This window comes from Chryseobacterium gossypii, assembly GCF_041361455.1.
GTDB lineage: Bacteria > Bacteroidota > Bacteroidia > Flavobacteriales > Weeksellaceae > Chryseobacterium > Chryseobacterium gossypii.
The window spans coordinates 1-18,769 of sequence record NZ_JBGCUR010000027.1 but is presented as its reverse complement, the minus strand read 5'-3'; the positions used below and the strand labels follow the sequence as shown (position 1 = coordinate 18,769).

Here is an 18,769-nt window from a genome sequence, read left to right as displayed (position 1 = left end):
TTATCTCATCTGGCTATCCACCGTTCGGTTTTAATATTCTAATTCCAGTTTCTCTTTTGTATAATTTCTCATTTTTTCTGTAAGCTCGGGGTTTCCGGCAAGCTTCTGGCCATAGGAAGGAACCATTTCCAACAGCTTCTCTTTCCATTCGCCGTGAAGCTTTTCAGGGAAACATTTCTCAAGAACGTTCAGCATGGCATACACTGCGGTGGATGCTCCGGGAGAAGCTCCCAGCAATGAAGCGATCGTTCCTTTTTTGTTGACCACGACCTCAGTCCCGAATTCCAGCTTTCCTCCTTCTTTTTCATCTTTTTTAATGATCTGGACTCTCTGCCCCGCAACTTTCAGCTCCCAGTCCTCTTCTTTGGCATCTTTGATAAATTCCCTTAAATGCTGCATCCTTTGGGCCTTATTCATGGCAACCTGCTGGATCAGATATTTGGTTAAGGGAATATTGTGCCACCAGGCACCGAACAGTGATCTTATGTTTTTGGTATTGATACTTTCAGGAAGATCAAGATAGCTTCCTTCTTTCAGGAATTTGGTAGAAAATCCGGCAAACGGACCGAAAAGAAGGGCTTTTTTACCATCGATAATTCTGAGATCCAAATGCGGTACAGACATAGGGGGCGCATCTACAGTAGCCTGGGTATAGACTTTTGCATGGTGTTTTTCCACCAGCTCCTGGTTATGGCTCACCAGCCACTGCCCTGAAACCGGAAAGCCTCCGTAGCCTTCACTTTCTTTAATATCGGAACTTTCCAGCAAAGGAAGGGCATAGCCTCCCGCTCCGATGAATACAAAATCGGCAACCACTTCCTGCTTATGGTTATGGATCCTGTCCTTCACCTTCATTTCCCATTTTCCGTCTTCTCTTGGGTCAATATCTTTTACTTCGTGGTATAAGAAAACTTCAACGTTGGAGTCTTCCAGGAGATGCCTTCCCATTTTCCGGGTAAGTGTCCCGAAATTCACGTCGGTTCCCAGGTCCATCTTAGTGGCAGCCATTATTTCGGATTTGTTTCTCTTGCTCATCACCAGAGGTATCCATTCTTTAAGCTTTTCATGATCTGTTGAAAATTCCATTCTGGAGAACAAAACGGATTCCGTCATTTTTTTATGTCGTTTTCTCAGGTATTCAACATCTTTCTCTCCAAATACCAGACTCATATGGGGACAGGAATTGATAAAATCTTTAGGGTTCTGGATATATCCTTTATCCACAAGGTAAGACCAGAACTGTTTTGAAATTTCAAATTGCTCCGCAATGCTTTCCGCTTTAGAAATATCAATGGTTCCGTCGGGTTTTTCCGGGGTATAATTAAGCTCACAAAAAGCCGAATGTCCTGTTCCTGCATTATTCCAGGCTGCCGTACTTTCTTTGGCGAATCTTCCCAGCCTTTCAAAAATAGCAATATCAAGATCGGGATCAAATTCATGTAATAATGTGGCCAGGGTGGCACTCATGATTCCGCCACCTATCAACACCACATCATATTTAGGTTTCGGCGTTCTGCTTATAAGCGATTGTGACATAGTTTCAGATTTAATTAAACCAAATTTCGGGAAAAGTTCTGAAAATAAGAGCCTTTTTTAGGTTTTTTAACATGTTAATTTTAGATGGAAAATCAAGGCCGGGACCAAAAAAACATCAGCAGGTTATACTGATGTCTTCCGGATCATATCGATATTTTCCTAATTCAATTTTGTTGTAAGCTTCCTGAATTGTTTTTCCGCGTTTTTCCCTTCATACAAAATTCCGTAGATGGTGTCTATTATCGGAAGTTTAAGGTCTTTTTGCCTGGCTGTTTTATAAATGGAGTCTGCAGCATAATATCCTTCTGCTACCATGTTCATGGACTGGATTGCGGATCTTACGGTATAGCCTTTACCAATGAGGTTCCCCAGATTCCTGTTTCTTGAGAACAGGGAATAAGCTGTTACCAGCAGGTCTCCCAAATAAGCGCTTTCATTCACATCCCTGGGCGCTTCGTAAATAGCTTCCAGGAACGTTTCCATTTCGCGTATGGCATTGGAAACAAAGACAGCCGTAAAATTGTCTCCGTATCCCAGACCACTCGCAATTCCGGCACCGATCGCAAAGATATTTTTAAGGATCGCACTGTATTCATTTCCCAGAATATCTTTACTGGAATGTACTTTAATGAAGTCTGAACTGAAAACTGCCTCCAGTTTTTCAGAAACCTCATCTTCTACGGTTGCAATGGTAAGATAAGAAAGTCTTTCCATAGCCACTTCTTCCGCATGGCACGGCCCGGCAATAACAGCCTGGTGCCTGAAGCCTATTTTAAACTCATCTCTCAGGTAATGGGCAACCACATCATTCACTTTAGGAATGATCCCTTTAATGGCTGATACGAAAATTTTGTCTTTATAGTCGCAATTCATCTTATCCAAAGTATCGGAAAGATAAATGGATGGTGTTGCAAGTACTATCACATCACAGGCGGAAACAAGCTCGTTAATATCCGTAGTCAGTTTCAGGTGTTTAAGGTTGAAGTTTACAGCGGTAAGGTACGTGGGGTTATGGCCCCGAAGCTCTATGGCTCCTTTCACAAACTCATTCCTAACGCACCAGTGTACTATTTTGCAGTTTTCAACAAGCATTTTTACAATGGCGGTTGCAAAACTTCCGCTTCCTACCACCCCTACAGCAATATCCTTTTTATTCTTTTTCGGATTCGAAGATTCTGAAATCGTTTTCTTTTTGGCCATAATTGAAATATGAACTGCAAATATATAAAACAATGATTTAGCAGTACTTTTTAAAGTAATGATCTCAGTCATTTTTTAAAAAAATTAACACTTCAACACAATTAAATATTTAATTATCCGTTAAATACAGCAATTACTAAAGTTTTGTTAAAAAAAACTCATAAAGTTTATTTTAATTAAATTTGCAGGCTTAAGAACTATCCCCAATATTACTATACTAAGAGAAAAAATGAAGAAATTTCTAAGCAGTAAAAAGAATGTAAATATTCTCATCGGTGGTCTTTCGCTGATAGTTTTTATACAGGGTATTTTCATTGCCAAACTGTTTTCCGAAAGGGATCATAAACAGTATGAAGTAAACCTTGTAAAGATAAATACGGAGAAAGACAGTGTAGATTATTTAAAAATGAAAACGGATCTCAGCCTGGTAGATCAGACGGTAGCACAGCTTAATTCTTTCCTGAAGTCTAAAAATATTCCGAATGTGAAGCTGATGGCTCTGAGCGAAGATAGTATTTCAAATTCGGTTTATCTGGCGAAGCAGGCCAACAGATACAGCCAATATCTGATGGATTTGCAGAATAAACTGATGCAGGTTCCATTGGGAATGCCTACAGACGGATATATCTCATCGAATTTCGGGATCAGAAAGAATCCTATCCCTTTTAAGACCACGTATGCTTCGGTAAAAAATACTGCTGCCGAATCCAAGGCTCCTGCTGCTGCACCTGAAGTAAAAGCAGAACCTGTTGAGAAGATCATTGAAGTGACGGACAGTTATGGGAATAAAAGAGAGGTAAAAGTAATGGTAACGCCAAAAGCTCCTAATCCTTCCGCCGGTTCTGCAAAGGCTGTTGCCGGCAATACAGTCTCTAAAACAATCCCTGCCGAAAAGAATAATCCTCCTGCGGAACCAGACCAGATGCAGTTCCATAAAGGATTGGATATTGCGGTTCCTTACGGTTCTGATGTAAGGGCTGCAGCTGCCGGGACTGTGATTTTTTCCGGCCAAAAGGGAGGATACGGAAATTGTGTAATTGTTTCACATGGCAACGGTCTGGCTACTCTTTACGGCCACCTGTCTGAGCTTATTGCTAAGGTAAACGATAAGGTAAAAGTGGGACAGGTTATTGCCAAATCCGGAAATTCCGGGCGTTCTACGGGCCCACACCTTCATTATGAAGTTCACAGAAACAACACTCCGGTGAATCCGAAGTTGTTTATGAGCCTATAAAAAAAGCCCCGGCTGTCTTCGACAGCCGGGGCTTTTTTTATTTTACAATACTGAGCTTTCCTTTGAGATGTGTGAATGATCCGTCGGTTCCTGCAATATTGGTATAAACTATATTTTTGTTATAATCCTGAACATGGGTTACATTACTTCCATACTTCGGTTCATGCCAGTAAACCATGAAAACATTTTTAGCCACTTCCACAGCAGTGTACTGAACGGTATCTGTGATACCTTTAAAACTTCCTTCGGTTCCTACAAAGGACATTGTTTTATTATCTTTAAAATCCAGAACAAATTTAGTTCCGCCAAAATCTACCTCAACTTTTCTTCCGATTGCCGGGTATGGCGACTTTAAATCCCGGTTCATCTCTCCTAAGAATACTTTTACACCCATTTCCAACGCGCTCTTTCCGGGTAGATCAGGATATTTATTAATCATAAAAGCTATGATTTCATCAGAAGTTTTATATTCGGAAACTGCCTTTTTATAGTTTTCAAGATAACCTTTAACGAAATCTAATGATTTTGGAGAAAAATCTGATTTTATAAAATGTGAAGGTATTACCTGTTGCGGATTCAGAGATTTCATGGCATCAATCTGTCCGATCCATTTATTGATTGCTTCCTTATTCTGAGTATCTGCCAGCCAGATGTGGGAGTCTACCGAAACCGAAATTCCTCCTAAAACTGTTTTTAAGGATGGAATCCAAAGAAAGCTGTGTGCAGGATCATCAGGATTTTGCTTGATTTCTATTTTATTTCCTTCCAGGTCAGGAATTGTATTGACTGCTTCCGGAATGATAATTTCTGAAGGGGCATCATCTTTTAACTGAGGCTTCCATACTGCCAGCTTATCGTCTTTAGAAGCTGAGATCAGGTATGCCGTTTGAGCTGTTGATATGATCTTTACATTAGGAAAAGCTTTTTTAATCTCATCCAATCCGAAATAAAAATCGGGATCGCTGTTGGAAATAAAAACTGTTTTCAAATTTTTACCGGTTGCTTTTATTTCTTGTACAAGCGCTTGAGCATATTGCTTCTGAAATTGTGCATCCACAAGCATTGCATCTTTTTCACCATAAATAATTGTTGACGTAATCGGGAAAATTGCTTTTGCACCCGGATTGAAAACTTTTATTTTTAAGTTTCCGGCCAATAAAATCCCTGTAAATCCTAAAACGGTCATAATCTGTAATAATTTTTTTGTTATCATCATTTATTTTTATTTTTAGATTAATATGCCGCAGTAAAACGCTCACGAATGTGGTTATTCTGTTCTAATTCATCTACCAAAGCCACAGCTACATCTTCTACAGACAGAATGCTTCTTCCGTTTTCATCAAAAACAGGTGTTTCCAATGAAGTTCTGTATTTCCCCGTCCTGGTTCCCGCTGTTGTCTGATTCATTTCAATGGCCGGGCTGAAGAGTGTCCAGTCCAAAGTTTTATTTTCCCGAATTTTATTCAGGTAATCTCTTGCTGCTGTGGCTCCTGCTTTATATGCTTCAGGAAAGTCAGGAGAGTCTACAAGCTGTTTTCCGTCAATATAAAGGCTTCCCGCACCCCCAACGGTAATAAATCTCTTTACACCGGATTTCTCAACCGCTTTTTCAATGTTTTCTGATCCTGTAAGGAAATCATTATAAAGATTAGGGTTTGTCCAGCCCGCGTTGTATGCACTGATTACGGCATCGTTCCCTTTTAAGCTTTCTGCCAGCTCATCTACATTGTTTATATCAATGCTTTTTGCTGTTAAATTTGCATTTTGCTGAACTTTAGAGGCATCTCTTGCAATGGCTTCTACCTGGTATCCTCTGTCTTCCAGCTCCTTTACTACGTGAGAGCCTACAAATCCTGTTGCACCGATTACTGCTACTTTTTTCATAAGAATGTTTTTTTGAATTAATTGTAATAAATTATGTTATATTTATATTTAAAAAAATTTACCCAAACTGATCACTGAACGATTTCAGCGACCTGTTTCCAAGAAAATCTTTTATTAACTGATCTGTTTCTCCGAATAGTCTTTCCAGATGAAGGTTGATTTCTTTCCCTACGCTACAATCGGGATTAGGGTTTTGATTTTTCTTTCCTAAAGCCTCCGTATTCTTTACTGCAATATATATATCGGCAATATTAATCTGTTCCGGCTTTTTTGCGAGCTGGCTTCCTCCTTCCTTTCCTTGCCGGCTTACGATCAATCCCGCTGCTTTTAATACTCTGACCTCCCTACGGACAATCACGGGGTTGATATTGATACTTCCGGAAATCCATTCAGAAGTCAGCCATTCCTGCGGATTTCTCGCTAATAATGTCATAATATGTATTGCCGTAGCAAATCTTGTATTGTTCATTGTAATCTGATACAAAGATAAGACTTTTTTTAAATGTAACAAATTTTATTACATTTATTTTTTACAAGATCAGTTTATCCAGATCCAGGAGAAGATAATTGATACTCTGATTAATCGTGCGTGTTGCCGATTGCATCTGATTCAGCATGGCAGCCCTGTTATGCAGATCATCGGCATGGTAATATCCTCCGTCACTAAAAATTATGGATTTATCAGCCGCTTCCTTATTGTTATCGAACTGGAAGTGCAGCCACCTTTTTTTGATTCCCTGGATAATGGAATTGTCTTCTTTAGCGGAAAATTTCTTTTCAGTGTACATATACCATACAAATGGTGGAAAATTCGGGGCTTCCAGTTTTTCACGCCAGATATCGCGCAAAAGATTTCTCTGATGGATAAATTCCACTTTTTTTCCTTTTGGGTTAAGGGTAGCCAGTCCCAAGCCTGCTCCCAAGGCTCCCCCACTGATATCTATCGCATTACTCCATCCTTCGTCTTTTACAATTCCTCCGGCAATGGAAGCCGCCGCCCCCGCAACAATGGAATACAGAATAAGCTTATTATTCCTTGAGTCATTAAGGTTATCCACATAGTTCCCGATCTGGGCCACTCTTTCTCCTTCACAGTCAAATTCTGCAGCTACAGCATCCAATTCGGTAAGGGCAATGGTTATTTTACTGTTGATTTTACTTTTGAGCTGTAATACTTTCAGCTGTGAGGATACTGAAGAGTCTTTTTTGTATTCTATTATCTGCCGCACCTCATCCAGATTTCCCAAAGCATTTAGAATCAATATACTCTGATCAGAAAATATCCCTCTCAGGCTTTGGTTGGCCAATAAAATGGAATCTGAATTATAAGAGGGCAGCCTTTCATTATAATTATATTTGAAAGGGGCTTTGCAATAGCTGTCTTTAAGTGTAAGAATGTTTTGTTTGATGGCCTGGTTTTTTCTTGAAACACAAGACATGAAGAGACATGAAGCGATAAGGAAATAAAATATTTTTTTCATTCATCAATAATTTTCCAGTACTAATTTAATACAAATAAAAAATTTACCCGTTTCCGGATAAATTTTTCAGATATTTCACAAGGGATCAGATGATACCCAATAGTTCCACCTCAAAGATCAGTGTACTGTTTGGACCGATTTCTTTACTGATCTGCTGTTCGCCATAGGCCAGGTGAGGGGGAATTACCAATTTCCACTTGCTGCCGACCGGCATGAGCTGGAGCGCTTCCGTCCATCCCTGGATGACCCTGTTCAGGGGAAAAGAAGCCGGAACACCCCTGTTTACTGAACTGTCAAAAACGTCTCCCTTAATGGTTGTACCATGATAATGGCATTTCACTGTATCGGTCACTTTGGGCTTTTCACCACTCCCTTCTGTAAGAATTTCATATTGCAGGCCACTGGGTAATGTGATCACACCTTGTTTCTTACCGTTCTCTTCCATGAACGCTTTTCCTTCGTTCAGGTTTTTCTCTGCCTGTTCTTTTTTGCGTCTGAATAATAAATCTGCTACTCCCATAATTATTTTTTCACAAAGATAAGTGTTGTAAACGGAAGTATCCAATCTGATAAGTTCCGGCGTACCATGCCACTTTTCGCTAAATTAAAATTCAAACAAGTTTAATATTATTTTAACGTAAATCTCGAAAGTTGGCTCTATAATTGGATTTAAAAACTAATGCCAAATCCATTAAAATATAATAAGAAGTTTGATAAGTTGACAGAAAAGGAAAAAGAACTCCTTGAAATCAACAAAAGAAGTATTGCTGATTTTGTGGAGCAATCTCCTGCAATAAGTGATGTAAACTACGCCACCAGAAACGCCCATGCAAAAACCTATGCCATAGCCAAGGGGCAGTTCATCATCGCCCGGGACATTCCGGAGGACTTACAGCAATTTTTTGACAGAGAAAGCTATGATCTTATCATCAGATTCTCCAACGCTCATTTGAAAATAAAAAATACGGTAAAAGATATCCCGGCTTATGGCTTTGCGGTCAAGATAAAAGACGAAAGCGGGGATACCCTTGCCAATTATCCTTTGGTCAACTTTCCGCTATTCCCTATTAATTCGGTGAGTACTTTCCTGAAATTATTCACCTCAATCAACCGGTCTTTCCTTAAAAAATGGAGCTTGTTTTCGGTAATGGCACAAATGCTGAAAGCGGTTCCATATCTCTTTACGATATCTTTTTTAAAGAATATCACAAAGCTGACAGCTAAAAGAAAAGATTTCATTCTGTCTTTTGATTACCATTCCGTGGGAGCCTACCGTTTGGGGGAAAATATGATCAAGATAAGGCTGGTCCCAAAAATCTTTGATAAAAATTTCGGAAGAAATGTCAGCGTTAAAGAAGCCATCGAAAGCTATTTTAAAACTAATGATTTTGTGGCTGACGTATTGATTCAGATCTGCTATAATCTCAAAGACCAACCCATTAACAAGCTTAATGTGGAATGGAGGCGTTCTCCTTTTATAAAAATCGGAGAATTAAAAATTGCCAAAGGATCTCTTCTTGAGCCTCATGGGTGTGACAATGAACAGCTTTCTTTCAATCCTTTTGAAAGCAGGCCTTTTTTCCAGCCTGTAGGTAAGATCCAGAAGCTGCGTGATGAAGCTTATAAGGTGTCTTTACAGACTCGGCTAAAGATCAATACGCTTTGGAAATATAAATAGGATATTTTTTTGAAACAAATTTTAAATAATAAGGCTGCCTTTGGGCAGCCTTATATTATCTTAATTGTCTTCTAGTTCTTCTTTTTTGTCAGTGTCCTTTTTATCCGGAAACATAATTGATAAGAGTACCGAGATCACCAATACTCCCCCAACAATTCCCAATGATATCGGGGATGGAATATGGATCCACGGTGCAATCAGCATCTTGATCCCGATAAATGAGAGGATAATGGCAAGCCCGTAAGGTAGTTTGCTGAACATATAAATAAAATTCGCCAGCAGGAAATACAGGGATCTGAGCCCGAGGATGGCAAAGATGTTCGATGTATACAGGATGAATGGATCATTTGAAATAGCAAAGATCGCAGGAATGGAATCTACCGCAAAAAGAACATCCGTAAATTCAATGACCCCAACTACCATTAAAAGCGGTGTTGCCATTTTAACGCCATTCTGAATGGTAAAGAACTTGTCTCCGTCATAATTGGGAGAAACTTTCCAAAAGCTCTTTATCAGCCTTGCCCCCGCAGAATTGCTGAAATCTTCGTCATCATCATCGTCCCCTTCTCCCCAGGATTTTATTCCCGCATAAACCAGGAAGAGCCCGAAAAGAGTCATCACTACATTGATTTTAACCGGTGATCCGAAAATATTCATCTCAGGCAGATAGGTCAGATTGATGATCCCGATCCCTGCGAATATGAATATTGCCCTGAATATAAGGGCTCCTATGATCCCCCAAAACAATACTTTATGGTGAAGATGTCTGGGAACCTTAAAGAAGCTGAAAACCAGAATGAATACGAACAGATTATCTACAGACAAGGCCTTTTCGATCCAGTAAGCAGCCTGATATTGTGTAAACTTTTCCACGGCCAGTGCATGACTGGCAGGGCTTCCGTCTGTATTGAAGACCCAATACACCACACCAGAGAAAACCATGGATAGAGAAATCCATACAATAGACCAGATTGTGGCTTCCTTAGAGGAGACCTCATGGCTTTTTTTATTGAAAACTCCCAAATCCAGAAGCAGCATGATAATCACTGTTATCGCAAATCCCCAGACAAGCCCCGGGTGAAGTTCTAAAATACTTTGATGTTTGTCCACTTTAATTGTGTTATTATTATAAGATAAAAGCAATAGCTGTACAAGTACAATTATTGCTGATTTTAATTAATTCTCAGGATAAGCCGGTCAATAGGCCAGTTTACAAATATTTTTGCTTCACTGTTTCAATGGTCTCCTGCAGCTTCCTGTCTGCCGTAGGATCTCCGATAGCATTGAACTTCCATTCGCCGTTTCTCTTGTAGAAAACGCCCATCACCATAGAGACATGACCACTGAAAGATTTATCATTAGCAATATCATATCTGGCAAAAACCTCTTTCACATTGGTAGGAGTACCTTCGTAAATACGGATAGACGCAAAGGGGATTGTTCCAAAATCCTGTCCTCGGTAGCTGTTCAGAACCATGGCCACATAATCTACATTTGGTTCCAGGCTGCTGAAATCCACTGTGATCACCTCATTGTCCAGACCGTCATCTCCATTCACATCACCTGTCAGGTCATCCCCACTATGTCTTACGGAACCATTTTTAGACTTAAGGTTCCCGAAATAAATAACTTCGGTAGCATTTTTATTGGAATCATATAAGATACAGCTTCCGTCCAAGTCTACAGCTTCTTTTTTGGTGCCAAAAAAGCTTTTCTTTTCAATTGCGCCCCAGTTTATTCCTACGCAGGCCTGGGTAAGGACTGCTCCATTTTCTTTCGTGAGGTTGATTCTTTGACCTTTTTGTAAGTTAATAGCCATTTTTGTATGTTTAGTTGTTATTATTATTTTCATCAAACAAAACCATCCTTTTCCGGCTTTGTTTTTTTTAATTATTCAAGTTTAAATTCAGCATGGCACGCAGGATATTCGTTTCTTCATTTACATCAAATATCTTACTCATGATATCAATATTTTCCAGATTCCGGAGATAGTCTTTTAAAACCGTACCCACATCATCCGGCAAAGTCCGTTTTTTCTCATGGATGTTTTCTTCCAGCTCTTCATTCCTTTTTTTAAGCTGATCAATGATTGAAATCTGGTCGGATACATTTTCGGAAGTATTTAAAAAAGACAATTTTTCATCATCAATTAAATACATCCTTTTTTCTTCAACATTAAATATAAAATATTCATCTGTCTGAAAAATCTTAAACAGTTCATATTCGTTCCTTCCGATCCGGTATCCGCACACAAAACGTACTTTAAAATTCTGTATATTGAGCTTACCCAGCAATTTTCTTTCTATGGAATAATCCTGGTACCGGTAAGACGGCACAGGAGGGAGCTTAAGTTTGGTCTCATCAGCTTCCATCCTGTAAAACTCTGCCGCATATTTTTTTTGAAAATACAGGACGTCGTTCCAGTCCAGGGAAAATTGGTCTTCCGTAAGATCTTTATACAGACTTTTCAGATGTCGGGAAAAAATTCCGCTGTAGATCTTCCTGTCCGTTTCAAAACTATCTGCCTTTCTTTCTTCAAAGCCTGATATATATTGGTTATTAATATTGATCTCATTAATTACTGCCAACAGATCATTTTCTTTTTTCTTTTTGATCTTGGTCAGCAGTTCCGTCAAACTGTCTGTGTATTGAAGATGGAAGAGCTCCAGCTTGCTATAATCCAATGTCTTATTTTCTTCGAAAAGCTTATGTATAATCTCTGTTCTAATATAAATCGATATGATGTCAACGTTTTCAAAGAAGTTGGAAAGAAGTTTAAGCTTTGTTAATCTTCTTTTGCTTTGGGACATTATGGTTACAGCTTCATCCTCCACCTTTTATTACTGTATTATTAACCTCTGATATTGGCTTTCAGCTCATGTTCCAGTGTCTGTAAATCCTGATCCAGCTTCCTTCTGTTTTCTGCACCCTGCTTCTGAATCTGTTTTACCTCGTTCAGTGTATTGATGAGCATATTGGTTGTTTCTCTCAATGTTTCAGCAGACACGATGGTTTGCTCATTGGCTTTTGCAACGTTTCTCGAATTTTGCCCGAGCCTTTCAGCATTTTTCCGTAAGATTTCCTCTGTTGTGGAGGATACCTTCTGCTGGATCTCGATATTCTGCTGCTGCCTGTACATGGCAACTGCCAGAGAAAGCTGATTCTTCCAGACCGGTAATGTTGTGGTAAGGATTGTCTGTGCTTTTTCGGCAATGGAGACGTTATTATTCTGTACCAGTCTGATTTGGGGAAGAGACTGCATCATAATGAGGCGTACCACCTTAAGATCAGCCATTCTTCTGTCTAATCTTGCAATAAAGTCTCTTTTATCAGCAATTTGGTAATCTGCATAGTTCTGGGCATTTGCTTCCATTTCGGCAAGCTCCTCTTCTGCTTTCTGCATTCTCAAGTTTCCTGCAATAACGAGGTCCTCAATCTGTTTGATAGAGTTTACGTTGCTGTCGAAAATGGTCTGCAATACGGCATTATCTTTTGTAGAGGTAATGATTCCTGCATTTACCTTATGTGAGATCTGGTCAATGTTATTGATGATCTTATCATATTTTGCAAAAAGGTTTTCCACCTGTGTCATCACCTTTTTCATAAAAGGCAGCCGGCTCAGGAATCCTTTTACTTTATTGCTGCTGTTCAGTTCATCTACGTCTACATAGTTAAGCTCAACCAATAGATTATTGATCAGCTCTCCCACTTCTCCCGAATTTGATCTTCTTACGTTTCCTAAGAAACTGTCACTCTGGTTGGCCAGAGTTTTTTGCAGATCAGCACCGAAGTTTACAATAGATCCGGGATTGGTTTCATCAATTGAATTGGCCAGGGCTTCATATTTCTGGCGTTCTTCTCCCTGCAACTGACTGAGGTTTACGTTTCCGTCTCTGTCAACTAAAGCCGGAGTATTGGGTGTTGGTTGGATATCCATAATAAATTATTGATACATTGATACAAATTTCTCTAAACCTTCTCTTTGCCCGCTTCCTACAGCCTCAAACTTCCATTCTCCGTTTCTGTTATAGATCCTTCCAAATTCTACAGCCGTTTCTATGGAAAAATCTTCATCCAGTTCATATTTCAGGATCTCTTCATTGGTTTCTGTATTGAAAATTCTGATAAAAGAATTTCTTACCTGCCCGAAATTTTGTTTTCTAGACTCTGCCTCATGGATTGTAACAACTACAATGATCTCCTTCACGGCAGCATCTATCTTGGTCAGATCGATTTTAATTTGTTCATCATCACCGTCACCGTCTCCCGTAAGGTTGTCTCCTGAATGAATTACGGCTTTATCAGGAGATTCCAGGTTATTGTAAAAAATGAAATGATTGTCTGAGACAAGTTTTTTATTTTCTCCCAGCAGGAACAGGGATGCATCCAAATCAAATGAAGATCCCGTAGAAGTATTGTTGATATCCCACCCTAAACCTACTGTAAATTTAGGGGCATTTATATTTTCTCTTTGTCCTTTTTGTAAGTTAATAGCCATAATATAATTCAGTTTGTATTAAAGTATTGATGTTATTTTCATATTCTTTTATCAAATGGTAGTTGTTACTGATTGCCAGCTCCAGCAGGTGATCCATCTGTTCCTTTTTTACTTTAGACGAAAGATATTCAAATTTACCTGAATCTAACCCTAAAATATATTTTACAATCCTTGTATTGAACTGAAAACTGGGTCTCAGCATTACTTCCGCAATATGCTCAACGTTCTTTACCGCGTAATAATTGAAGAAGTTTTCAATTTTGGGGTCGATATCCAGATTCATCAGTTCAGCATAATACAGGAAGATGAAATCCGCTTTTACCTCATATTGATTTAAAATTTTATTCACCGTGTACTCATGGCTTCCGGTAATTTTTATATCATCTATAAAAATACAAAGTTTTCCTTTTAAAAAATCTTTATCAATATAATAAGTATCGTTGGCGATCAGATTTTTACGGTCTTCGAAATTGAGATTTCCGTAATCTGTGATATAGGTATGGTTCCGGTTGATCTTAGACAGGATACTTGATCTTTTATTTTTCTGGAATAAATAAAAGTCCAGGTGCTTTTTGAAATAAAAACACAGGAAATTAGAAGCGGTAGGAATGGCCATATACGGGCTTGGCAAAACCACGATCTCCTGGCCGGTATCCAAAAGCACCTCATGCTCCTTAATGAATCCGCCGAATAATTCTCTTGCAAACTTCTCAGCATACGATTTGTCTCCGTATTTGAAATAGCTGTATTCCGTGGGCGAGAACGTAAATTCGTCCATAGAATGTATATGATGTAAACTGTATCTCCTGCTCATATTATATTCAGTGTTTTAATAAGTGTGCGTTGAAACCAAAATCTCTTGCTCCTTTGTAATCTGCCACCGGATTATCCCCTATATGCAGGACCTGGTCCAGCTGCAAATCCTGGTTCCTGAGGTTGTTTTTCACTTCCTGAAAAGCAACGGGATTAGGCTTGGAGCATCGTATTTCATCCGAATAGACATGGAAGTCAATGTATTGATCGAGGTTTTCCTGAATAAGGAACTTTCTCATGGTTTTTCCTTTGATAAAGCCGGTATTGCTCAGAATATTGATCGTCTTTCCGCGGCTCTTAATTTCATCAAAAAAATCATGAATATTTTCAAAAATGATTACCGGCCTGTATTCCAGGAACAGCTCTTCGCTTTTCAGATAAAAATCATTAAGCTTCTGTCTGTTAATATCTTCTAAATTAACACCCAACGAGCCTAAAATCAATAAATAAATCTCAAAGGTATCTATATTGCCTCCTGTAACCTCGTTAATATGGTTGCATAGATTATCATAGTATTTTACAGTCCCGGCAACTTCATCGATGGATTTGTCAACATCAAAAAATGAGGTGAACAGCTCAACTCTTTTCGCTTTAAATTCAGGGTGAGATTTGATTAGAGTAAGCCATAGATCAAAGGAAAAATGTGAGTGATTGTGGATGTCGATATCTGTTTTCAAAATATTACAAGTTAAAATTTTTAGCTTTTCTTGAAAAAGATTCCAATTCGCATGCTTTCATCATTAGTTTAATGCTGAATTTATCAATTCTTTTCAAAGATAAAATTTTTAAAGTTAACCGCTACTTTTTTATAACTTTTTAAGATTTAATTAAGTTTTCCGTACCCTAACCAGTTATTTTCCGGGCATTACTTTATAGGTAGGATCTTCCTGAATATTTACATCCACTATTGTTTCTGCGTTTTTAAGCAGTTTTCTGCAATCTTCACTCAGATGGCGCAGATATAGTTTTTTATTTTGTTCATTATACCGTTTGGACAGCTTATCCAGAGCATCTATGGCACTCATGTCTACAATACGGCTTTCCCTGAAATCTACAATCACCTGATCCGGGTCATTCAAAGGATCAAACTTATCCGTGAACGCCGTTACGGAACCGAAAAACAACGGGCCATAAATCTCATAATGCTTTACTCCGTCTTCATCAGTATATTTCCTTGCCCGGATTCTTTTTGCGTTGTCCCACGCAAAAACCAAAGCCGAAATAATAACGCCTACCAAAACCGCCAAAGCCAGGTTATGGAGGATAATGGTGATCAGAGCGACCGTGATCCCCACAAAGATATCGGATTTCGGCATTTTATTGATAATCCGGATAGATACCCACTGGAAAGTGCTTATGGCTACCATCATCATTACCCCTACCAGAGCGGCCATAGGGATTTTCTCAATGAACGGGGCCCCTACGAGGATGATGACCATAATGGTAATTGATGCAATAATACCTGACAATCTCGCCCTCGAGCCTGCATTGATATTTACCAGAGTCTGGGCAACCATGGCACATCCGCCCATACCTCCGAAGAAGCCATTGGTAATATTGGCTATTCCCTGGGCAACAGACTCCCTGTTTGCGCTTCCTTTAGAATTGATAATCTCATCTACCATTGAAAGGGTAAGTAAAGATTCTATTAATCCCACTCCGGCCATAATCAGGGCATAGGGGAAAATGATCTTCAATGTCTCCAGTGAAAAAGGGACTGCCGGAAGATGAAAGTCTGGCAAGTGCCCGCTTACAGAGGCAATGTCTGCCACAGTTTTGGTATTGATATCAAACCCTAATACTACAGCAAAGACGATCAGAATGGCTACTAATGAGGCCGGGACTACTTTAGTGATCTTAGGAAAGAAATATACAATGGCTATGGTAAGGGCTGTGAGACCTGCCATAATATATAGAGATGTGCCGTGAAGCCAGCTTACCACTCCATTATGATCTGTAATTTTGAACTGTTCGATCTGAGCCATGAAAATAATAACCGCCAGACCATTTAAAAAGCCATACATTACAGGTTGCGGAATCAGCCTGACAAATTTCCCAAGTTTAAAGACCCCTACCAATATCTGAAAGATCCCTGCCAGAATCACCGTTGCAAAGAGATATTCTATACCATGGGATTTGATCAAGGCAATAAGAACAACTATTGTGGCCCCTGCTCCCCCCGAGACCATCCCTGGCCGGCCACCCATAACAGCAGTGACCAGCCCCATCAGAAAAGCCGCATAAAGTCCGGTTAATGGTGAAAGTCCGGCCAGAATTGCAAATGAAAGTGATTCGGGAATCATGGTCATTGCCACCGTAAGGCCGGCCAATAGTTCATTTTTAAAGTTTATTTTTTTCGAAACATCGAATAATGCAGTATTATTTCCCATCGGATACAAAGGTATACACTTAAAAGCTTTCGTACAATTATTGTTTTATTCTGTACAGGAAATTCACATCCGGTTGAAATTAAATATTTCACACCCATATCCATTTATTGTATTAATCTTTCATTCAAAATAAGTTCATAGTAATAATTTTTAATAATTTTTTTGTGTTTAATTTCTATTTTCATTAATTTTGAAGCAAATGCTGATATTAACAGCATACATTTGTTAAAGTAGTGCATGAAAAGGCTTTGACAGGCAATATATTTATATGGTTTTAGCTGGTGAATGATCAAACGGTTGCTGACATAGGAATCATCAAAAGTTTGAATAACTATAAAATAAGTCAGGTGCTATCACCTGATGATAGATTGTACCGAAATTCGATTTTAATATGTTGATAAAAATTGTAGTGATTCAGACCGCTATAATGTTTGATCAATAGAATCCGGGAATATCCGGCTTCCTGAATTACAATATATCCTGTTTCTTTAATGCATTAAGTTTAAAGACTAGTTTTAAATTAAAATGTTATATAAAGAAATACACATAGGACAATTCATCAGGGAAAGAGTTGCCGAACAGGGGATCACAATGGAAAGAATCTGTAATTTCCTTAAGAAAGATGAGAAGTTCGTTGAAAAGGTTTACAACAGCAGATCAATAGATACGGACTTACTTTTAAGATGGAGTAAATTACTGGAGTATGATTTCTTCCGGCTTTACAGCTCTCATCTTATTTTATATTCTCCTCCTTCTGCCGTCAACAAAACTGCTCAGAAATCTGAGAAAATACCTTATTTCAGAAAAAATATCTATACCCAGGAAATCAAAGACTTCATCATCAAACGCATCCGGTCCGGGGAAATGACTCAAAATGATGTCATCAAAGAATACTCTATTCCTAAAAGCACATTACATCGTTGGCTTCAAAAAATAACAATAACGGAATAAAAATTCATGTATGCGGCCTAATTATGCGAAAATCTTTCAGGATATGCTGAAACAGCAAAATCCGGAAAAATTAAAAGAACCGAAAATTAAAAAGCTTCTGGAAAACCTTAATACCACTGAAGACATTCTGAGCTTCAATGAGAAGGTCTTCAAAGTGTCCGGGGAAAGCCAGAAGATAAATCAGAAGCTGAAGACCTATGACAGGAGAACCATGATGAAACTGCTGAAATATCAGAAAAAGCATGGATTTTCAACGAGCTATATGTCACGAAAATATAATATAAGCAGAACTACCCTATCTAAATGGAAGAAAACTTTTGAAGAAGAAATCTAAAGTTTTTATAAGGTAATTTTTTCAAGGAGTAGAAGGCAGCCATTCAGGCTGCTTTCTTTATTGCAGGTAAAGACCTACGAAGTTATCCTGCAAACATTGTAATGAGCTCATAAAAAATTTCTATCTTTTATTTTAAATAAAGGAATCAACTGTACGGGAATCCCGGAAGATTGTTTCCTAGCTTTGCTATATTAAAATTAAGCTATGATCAGAGGACTATATGAAACACATGTTCAGGTAAGCGACCTGGGAAATTCCATCAGATTTTATACTGAGGTTTTGGGATTACAGTTTGCCCATATGGATGAAACCCGCCCGATAGCATTTTTATGGATCGGAAAAAATAAAGAATCCATGCTTGGCTTATGGGAACAGAAAAAAGATTTGCAAACCAGACATTTCGCCTTCTCTGCCGACAAGGAGGATATCCTGAACTATTCCGTTGAGTTTCTGAAAAAAAGCAATCTGGAACCTTACAACTTTTTGAAAGACGGCACAAATAAGCCCATGGTTTTCGCCTGGATGCCTGCTTTGGCAATTTATTTTAATGATCCGGACGGGAATCAACTGGAGTTTATTTCTATTCTCGAAGGTAACGGCAAACCAGAGCTCGGAGTGATCTCTTATGAGGAATGGCTGAAGTACCTATAACCATTGTAATATACTACCGAGACAAAAGAAATAATATCCCCCTTATTTCCGTTAATGCTAAATATAACCTGAGTTCGGGTTAAGCGAAGTTTAAAAATAATTGACCATCATTTACTTTT

20 protein-coding genes are annotated in these 18,769 nt (G+C 38.8%); 5 read left to right on the top strand and 15 right to left on the bottom strand.

All coding sequences use genetic code 11. The annotated features are described in order from the left end of the window. Positions 1-30: 30 nt before the first annotated feature. Positions 31-1,536, bottom strand: coding sequence for a malate dehydrogenase (quinone) (gene mqo / locus ABMQ40_RS13570; RefSeq protein ID WP_370900496.1), 1,506 nt, complete (start codon positions 1,534-1,536; stop codon positions 31-33). Between the two features lie 159 nt (positions 1,537-1,695). Next, positions 1,696-2,736, bottom strand: a complete 1,041-nt coding sequence (locus ABMQ40_RS13565; protein WP_370900548.1) for an NAD(P)H-dependent glycerol-3-phosphate dehydrogenase — start codon at positions 2,734-2,736, stop codon at positions 1,696-1,698. Positions 2,737-2,965: 229 nt separating this feature from the next. On the opposite strand from ABMQ40_RS13565, the gene ABMQ40_RS13560 reads away from it, so the two are divergent. Next, the gene (locus ABMQ40_RS13560) at positions 2,966-3,970 is read left to right on the top strand and encodes a M23 family metallopeptidase (RefSeq protein WP_370900494.1); all 1,005 of its coding nucleotides are present in this window, start codon (positions 2,966-2,968) and stop codon (positions 3,968-3,970) included. Between the two features lie 37 nt (positions 3,971-4,007). Here the strand turns inward: ABMQ40_RS13560 and ABMQ40_RS13555 are convergent, their stop codons facing one another. The 5 genes from ABMQ40_RS13555 to bamJ form a co-directional block, all read right to left on the bottom strand. After that, complete coding sequence (locus ABMQ40_RS13555) at positions 4,008-5,186, bottom strand: MoaF-related domain-containing protein (RefSeq protein ID WP_370900492.1); 1,179 nt, start codon at positions 5,184-5,186, stop codon at positions 4,008-4,010. A 17-nt stretch (positions 5,187-5,203) separates the two neighbouring features. Next, positions 5,204-5,872 (bottom strand): NAD(P)-dependent oxidoreductase, encoded by a 669-nt coding sequence (locus ABMQ40_RS13550; RefSeq protein ID WP_370900546.1) that lies wholly within the window; start codon positions 5,870-5,872, stop codon positions 5,204-5,206. Positions 5,873-5,912: 40 nt separating this feature from the next. Further along, positions 5,913-6,323, bottom strand: a complete 411-nt coding sequence (locus ABMQ40_RS13545; protein WP_370900490.1) for an Rrf2 family transcriptional regulator — start codon at positions 6,321-6,323, stop codon at positions 5,913-5,915. Between the two features lie 61 nt (positions 6,324-6,384). Further along, entirely contained in the window at positions 6,385-7,335 is a 951-nt protein-coding gene (locus ABMQ40_RS13540) for a hypothetical protein (RefSeq protein ID WP_370900488.1), read from the bottom strand. Positions 7,336-7,420: 85 nt separating this feature from the next. Further along, positions 7,421-7,855, bottom strand: coding sequence for a BamJ family beta-barrel-assembly machinery protein (bamJ, locus tag ABMQ40_RS13535; protein WP_370900486.1), 435 nt, complete (start codon positions 7,853-7,855; stop codon positions 7,421-7,423). A gap of 159 nt (positions 7,856-8,014) precedes the next feature. Between bamJ and ABMQ40_RS13530 the strand changes: the two genes are divergently transcribed. Next, positions 8,015-9,013 (top strand): catalase family protein, encoded by a 999-nt coding sequence (locus ABMQ40_RS13530; protein ID WP_370900484.1) that lies wholly within the window; start codon positions 8,015-8,017, stop codon positions 9,011-9,013. 60 nt (positions 9,014-9,073) lie between these two features. On the opposite strand, the gene ABMQ40_RS13525 is transcribed toward ABMQ40_RS13530, so the two are convergent. From ABMQ40_RS13525 to ABMQ40_RS13490, 8 genes are all read right to left on the bottom strand, one after another. Then, a complete protein-coding gene (locus ABMQ40_RS13525; protein WP_370900482.1) occupies positions 9,074-10,123 on the bottom strand; it encodes a TerC/Alx family metal homeostasis membrane protein in 1,050 nt (349 codons plus the stop codon). 100 nt (positions 10,124-10,223) lie between these two features. Next, the gene (locus ABMQ40_RS13520) at positions 10,224-10,832 is read right to left on the bottom strand and encodes a TerD family protein (protein ID WP_370900480.1); all 609 of its coding nucleotides are present in this window, start codon (positions 10,830-10,832) and stop codon (positions 10,224-10,226) included. A gap of 67 nt (positions 10,833-10,899) precedes the next feature. Continuing rightward, positions 10,900-11,847: a hypothetical protein gene (locus ABMQ40_RS13515; RefSeq protein ID WP_370900478.1), complete on the bottom strand. Its 948-nt coding sequence runs from the start codon at positions 11,845-11,847 to the stop codon at positions 10,900-10,902. A 17-nt stretch (positions 11,848-11,864) separates the two neighbouring features. After that, positions 11,865-12,950 carry a toxic anion resistance protein gene (locus ABMQ40_RS13510; RefSeq protein ID WP_370900476.1) on the bottom strand — a complete coding sequence of 362 codons (1,086 nt, stop codon included), beginning with the start codon at positions 12,948-12,950 and terminating at the stop codon, positions 11,865-11,867. Positions 12,951-12,956: 6 nt separating this feature from the next. Continuing rightward, positions 12,957-13,511, bottom strand: a complete 555-nt coding sequence (locus ABMQ40_RS13505; RefSeq protein WP_370900474.1) for a TerD family protein — start codon at positions 13,509-13,511, stop codon at positions 12,957-12,959. Continuing rightward, positions 13,501-14,325 carry a phosphoribosyltransferase family protein gene (locus tag ABMQ40_RS13500; RefSeq protein WP_370900472.1) on the bottom strand — a complete coding sequence of 275 codons (825 nt, stop codon included), beginning with the start codon at positions 14,323-14,325 and terminating at the stop codon, positions 13,501-13,503. The genes ABMQ40_RS13505 and ABMQ40_RS13500 overlap by 11 nt, the downstream gene beginning before the upstream one ends. A 7-nt stretch (positions 14,326-14,332) precedes the next feature. Then, a complete protein-coding gene (locus ABMQ40_RS13495) occupies positions 14,333-15,001 on the bottom strand; it encodes an HAD family hydrolase (RefSeq protein WP_370900470.1) in 669 nt (222 codons plus the stop codon). Positions 15,002-15,175: 174 nt separating this feature from the next. Next, a complete protein-coding gene (locus ABMQ40_RS13490; protein ID WP_370900468.1) occupies positions 15,176-16,714 on the bottom strand; it encodes a SulP family inorganic anion transporter in 1,539 nt (512 codons plus the stop codon). Positions 16,715-17,239: 525 nt separating this feature from the next. On the opposite strand from ABMQ40_RS13490, the gene ABMQ40_RS13485 reads away from it, so the two are divergent. The 3 genes from ABMQ40_RS13485 to ABMQ40_RS13475 all read left to right on the top strand — a co-directional run bounded on the left by ABMQ40_RS13485 (position 17,240) and on the right by ABMQ40_RS13475 (position 18,650). Next, complete coding sequence (locus tag ABMQ40_RS13485) at positions 17,240-17,665, top strand: transposase (RefSeq protein ID WP_370900466.1); 426 nt, start codon at positions 17,240-17,242, stop codon at positions 17,663-17,665. Positions 17,666-17,708: 43 nt separating this feature from the next. Then, positions 17,709-17,999, top strand: coding sequence for a helix-turn-helix domain-containing protein (locus ABMQ40_RS13480; protein ID WP_370900464.1), 291 nt, complete (start codon positions 17,709-17,711; stop codon positions 17,997-17,999). Positions 18,000-18,203: 204 nt separating this feature from the next. Continuing rightward, positions 18,204-18,650 (top strand): VOC family protein, encoded by a 447-nt coding sequence (locus tag ABMQ40_RS13475; RefSeq protein ID WP_370900462.1) that lies wholly within the window; start codon positions 18,204-18,206, stop codon positions 18,648-18,650. Positions 18,651-18,769 lie beyond the last annotated feature (119 nt).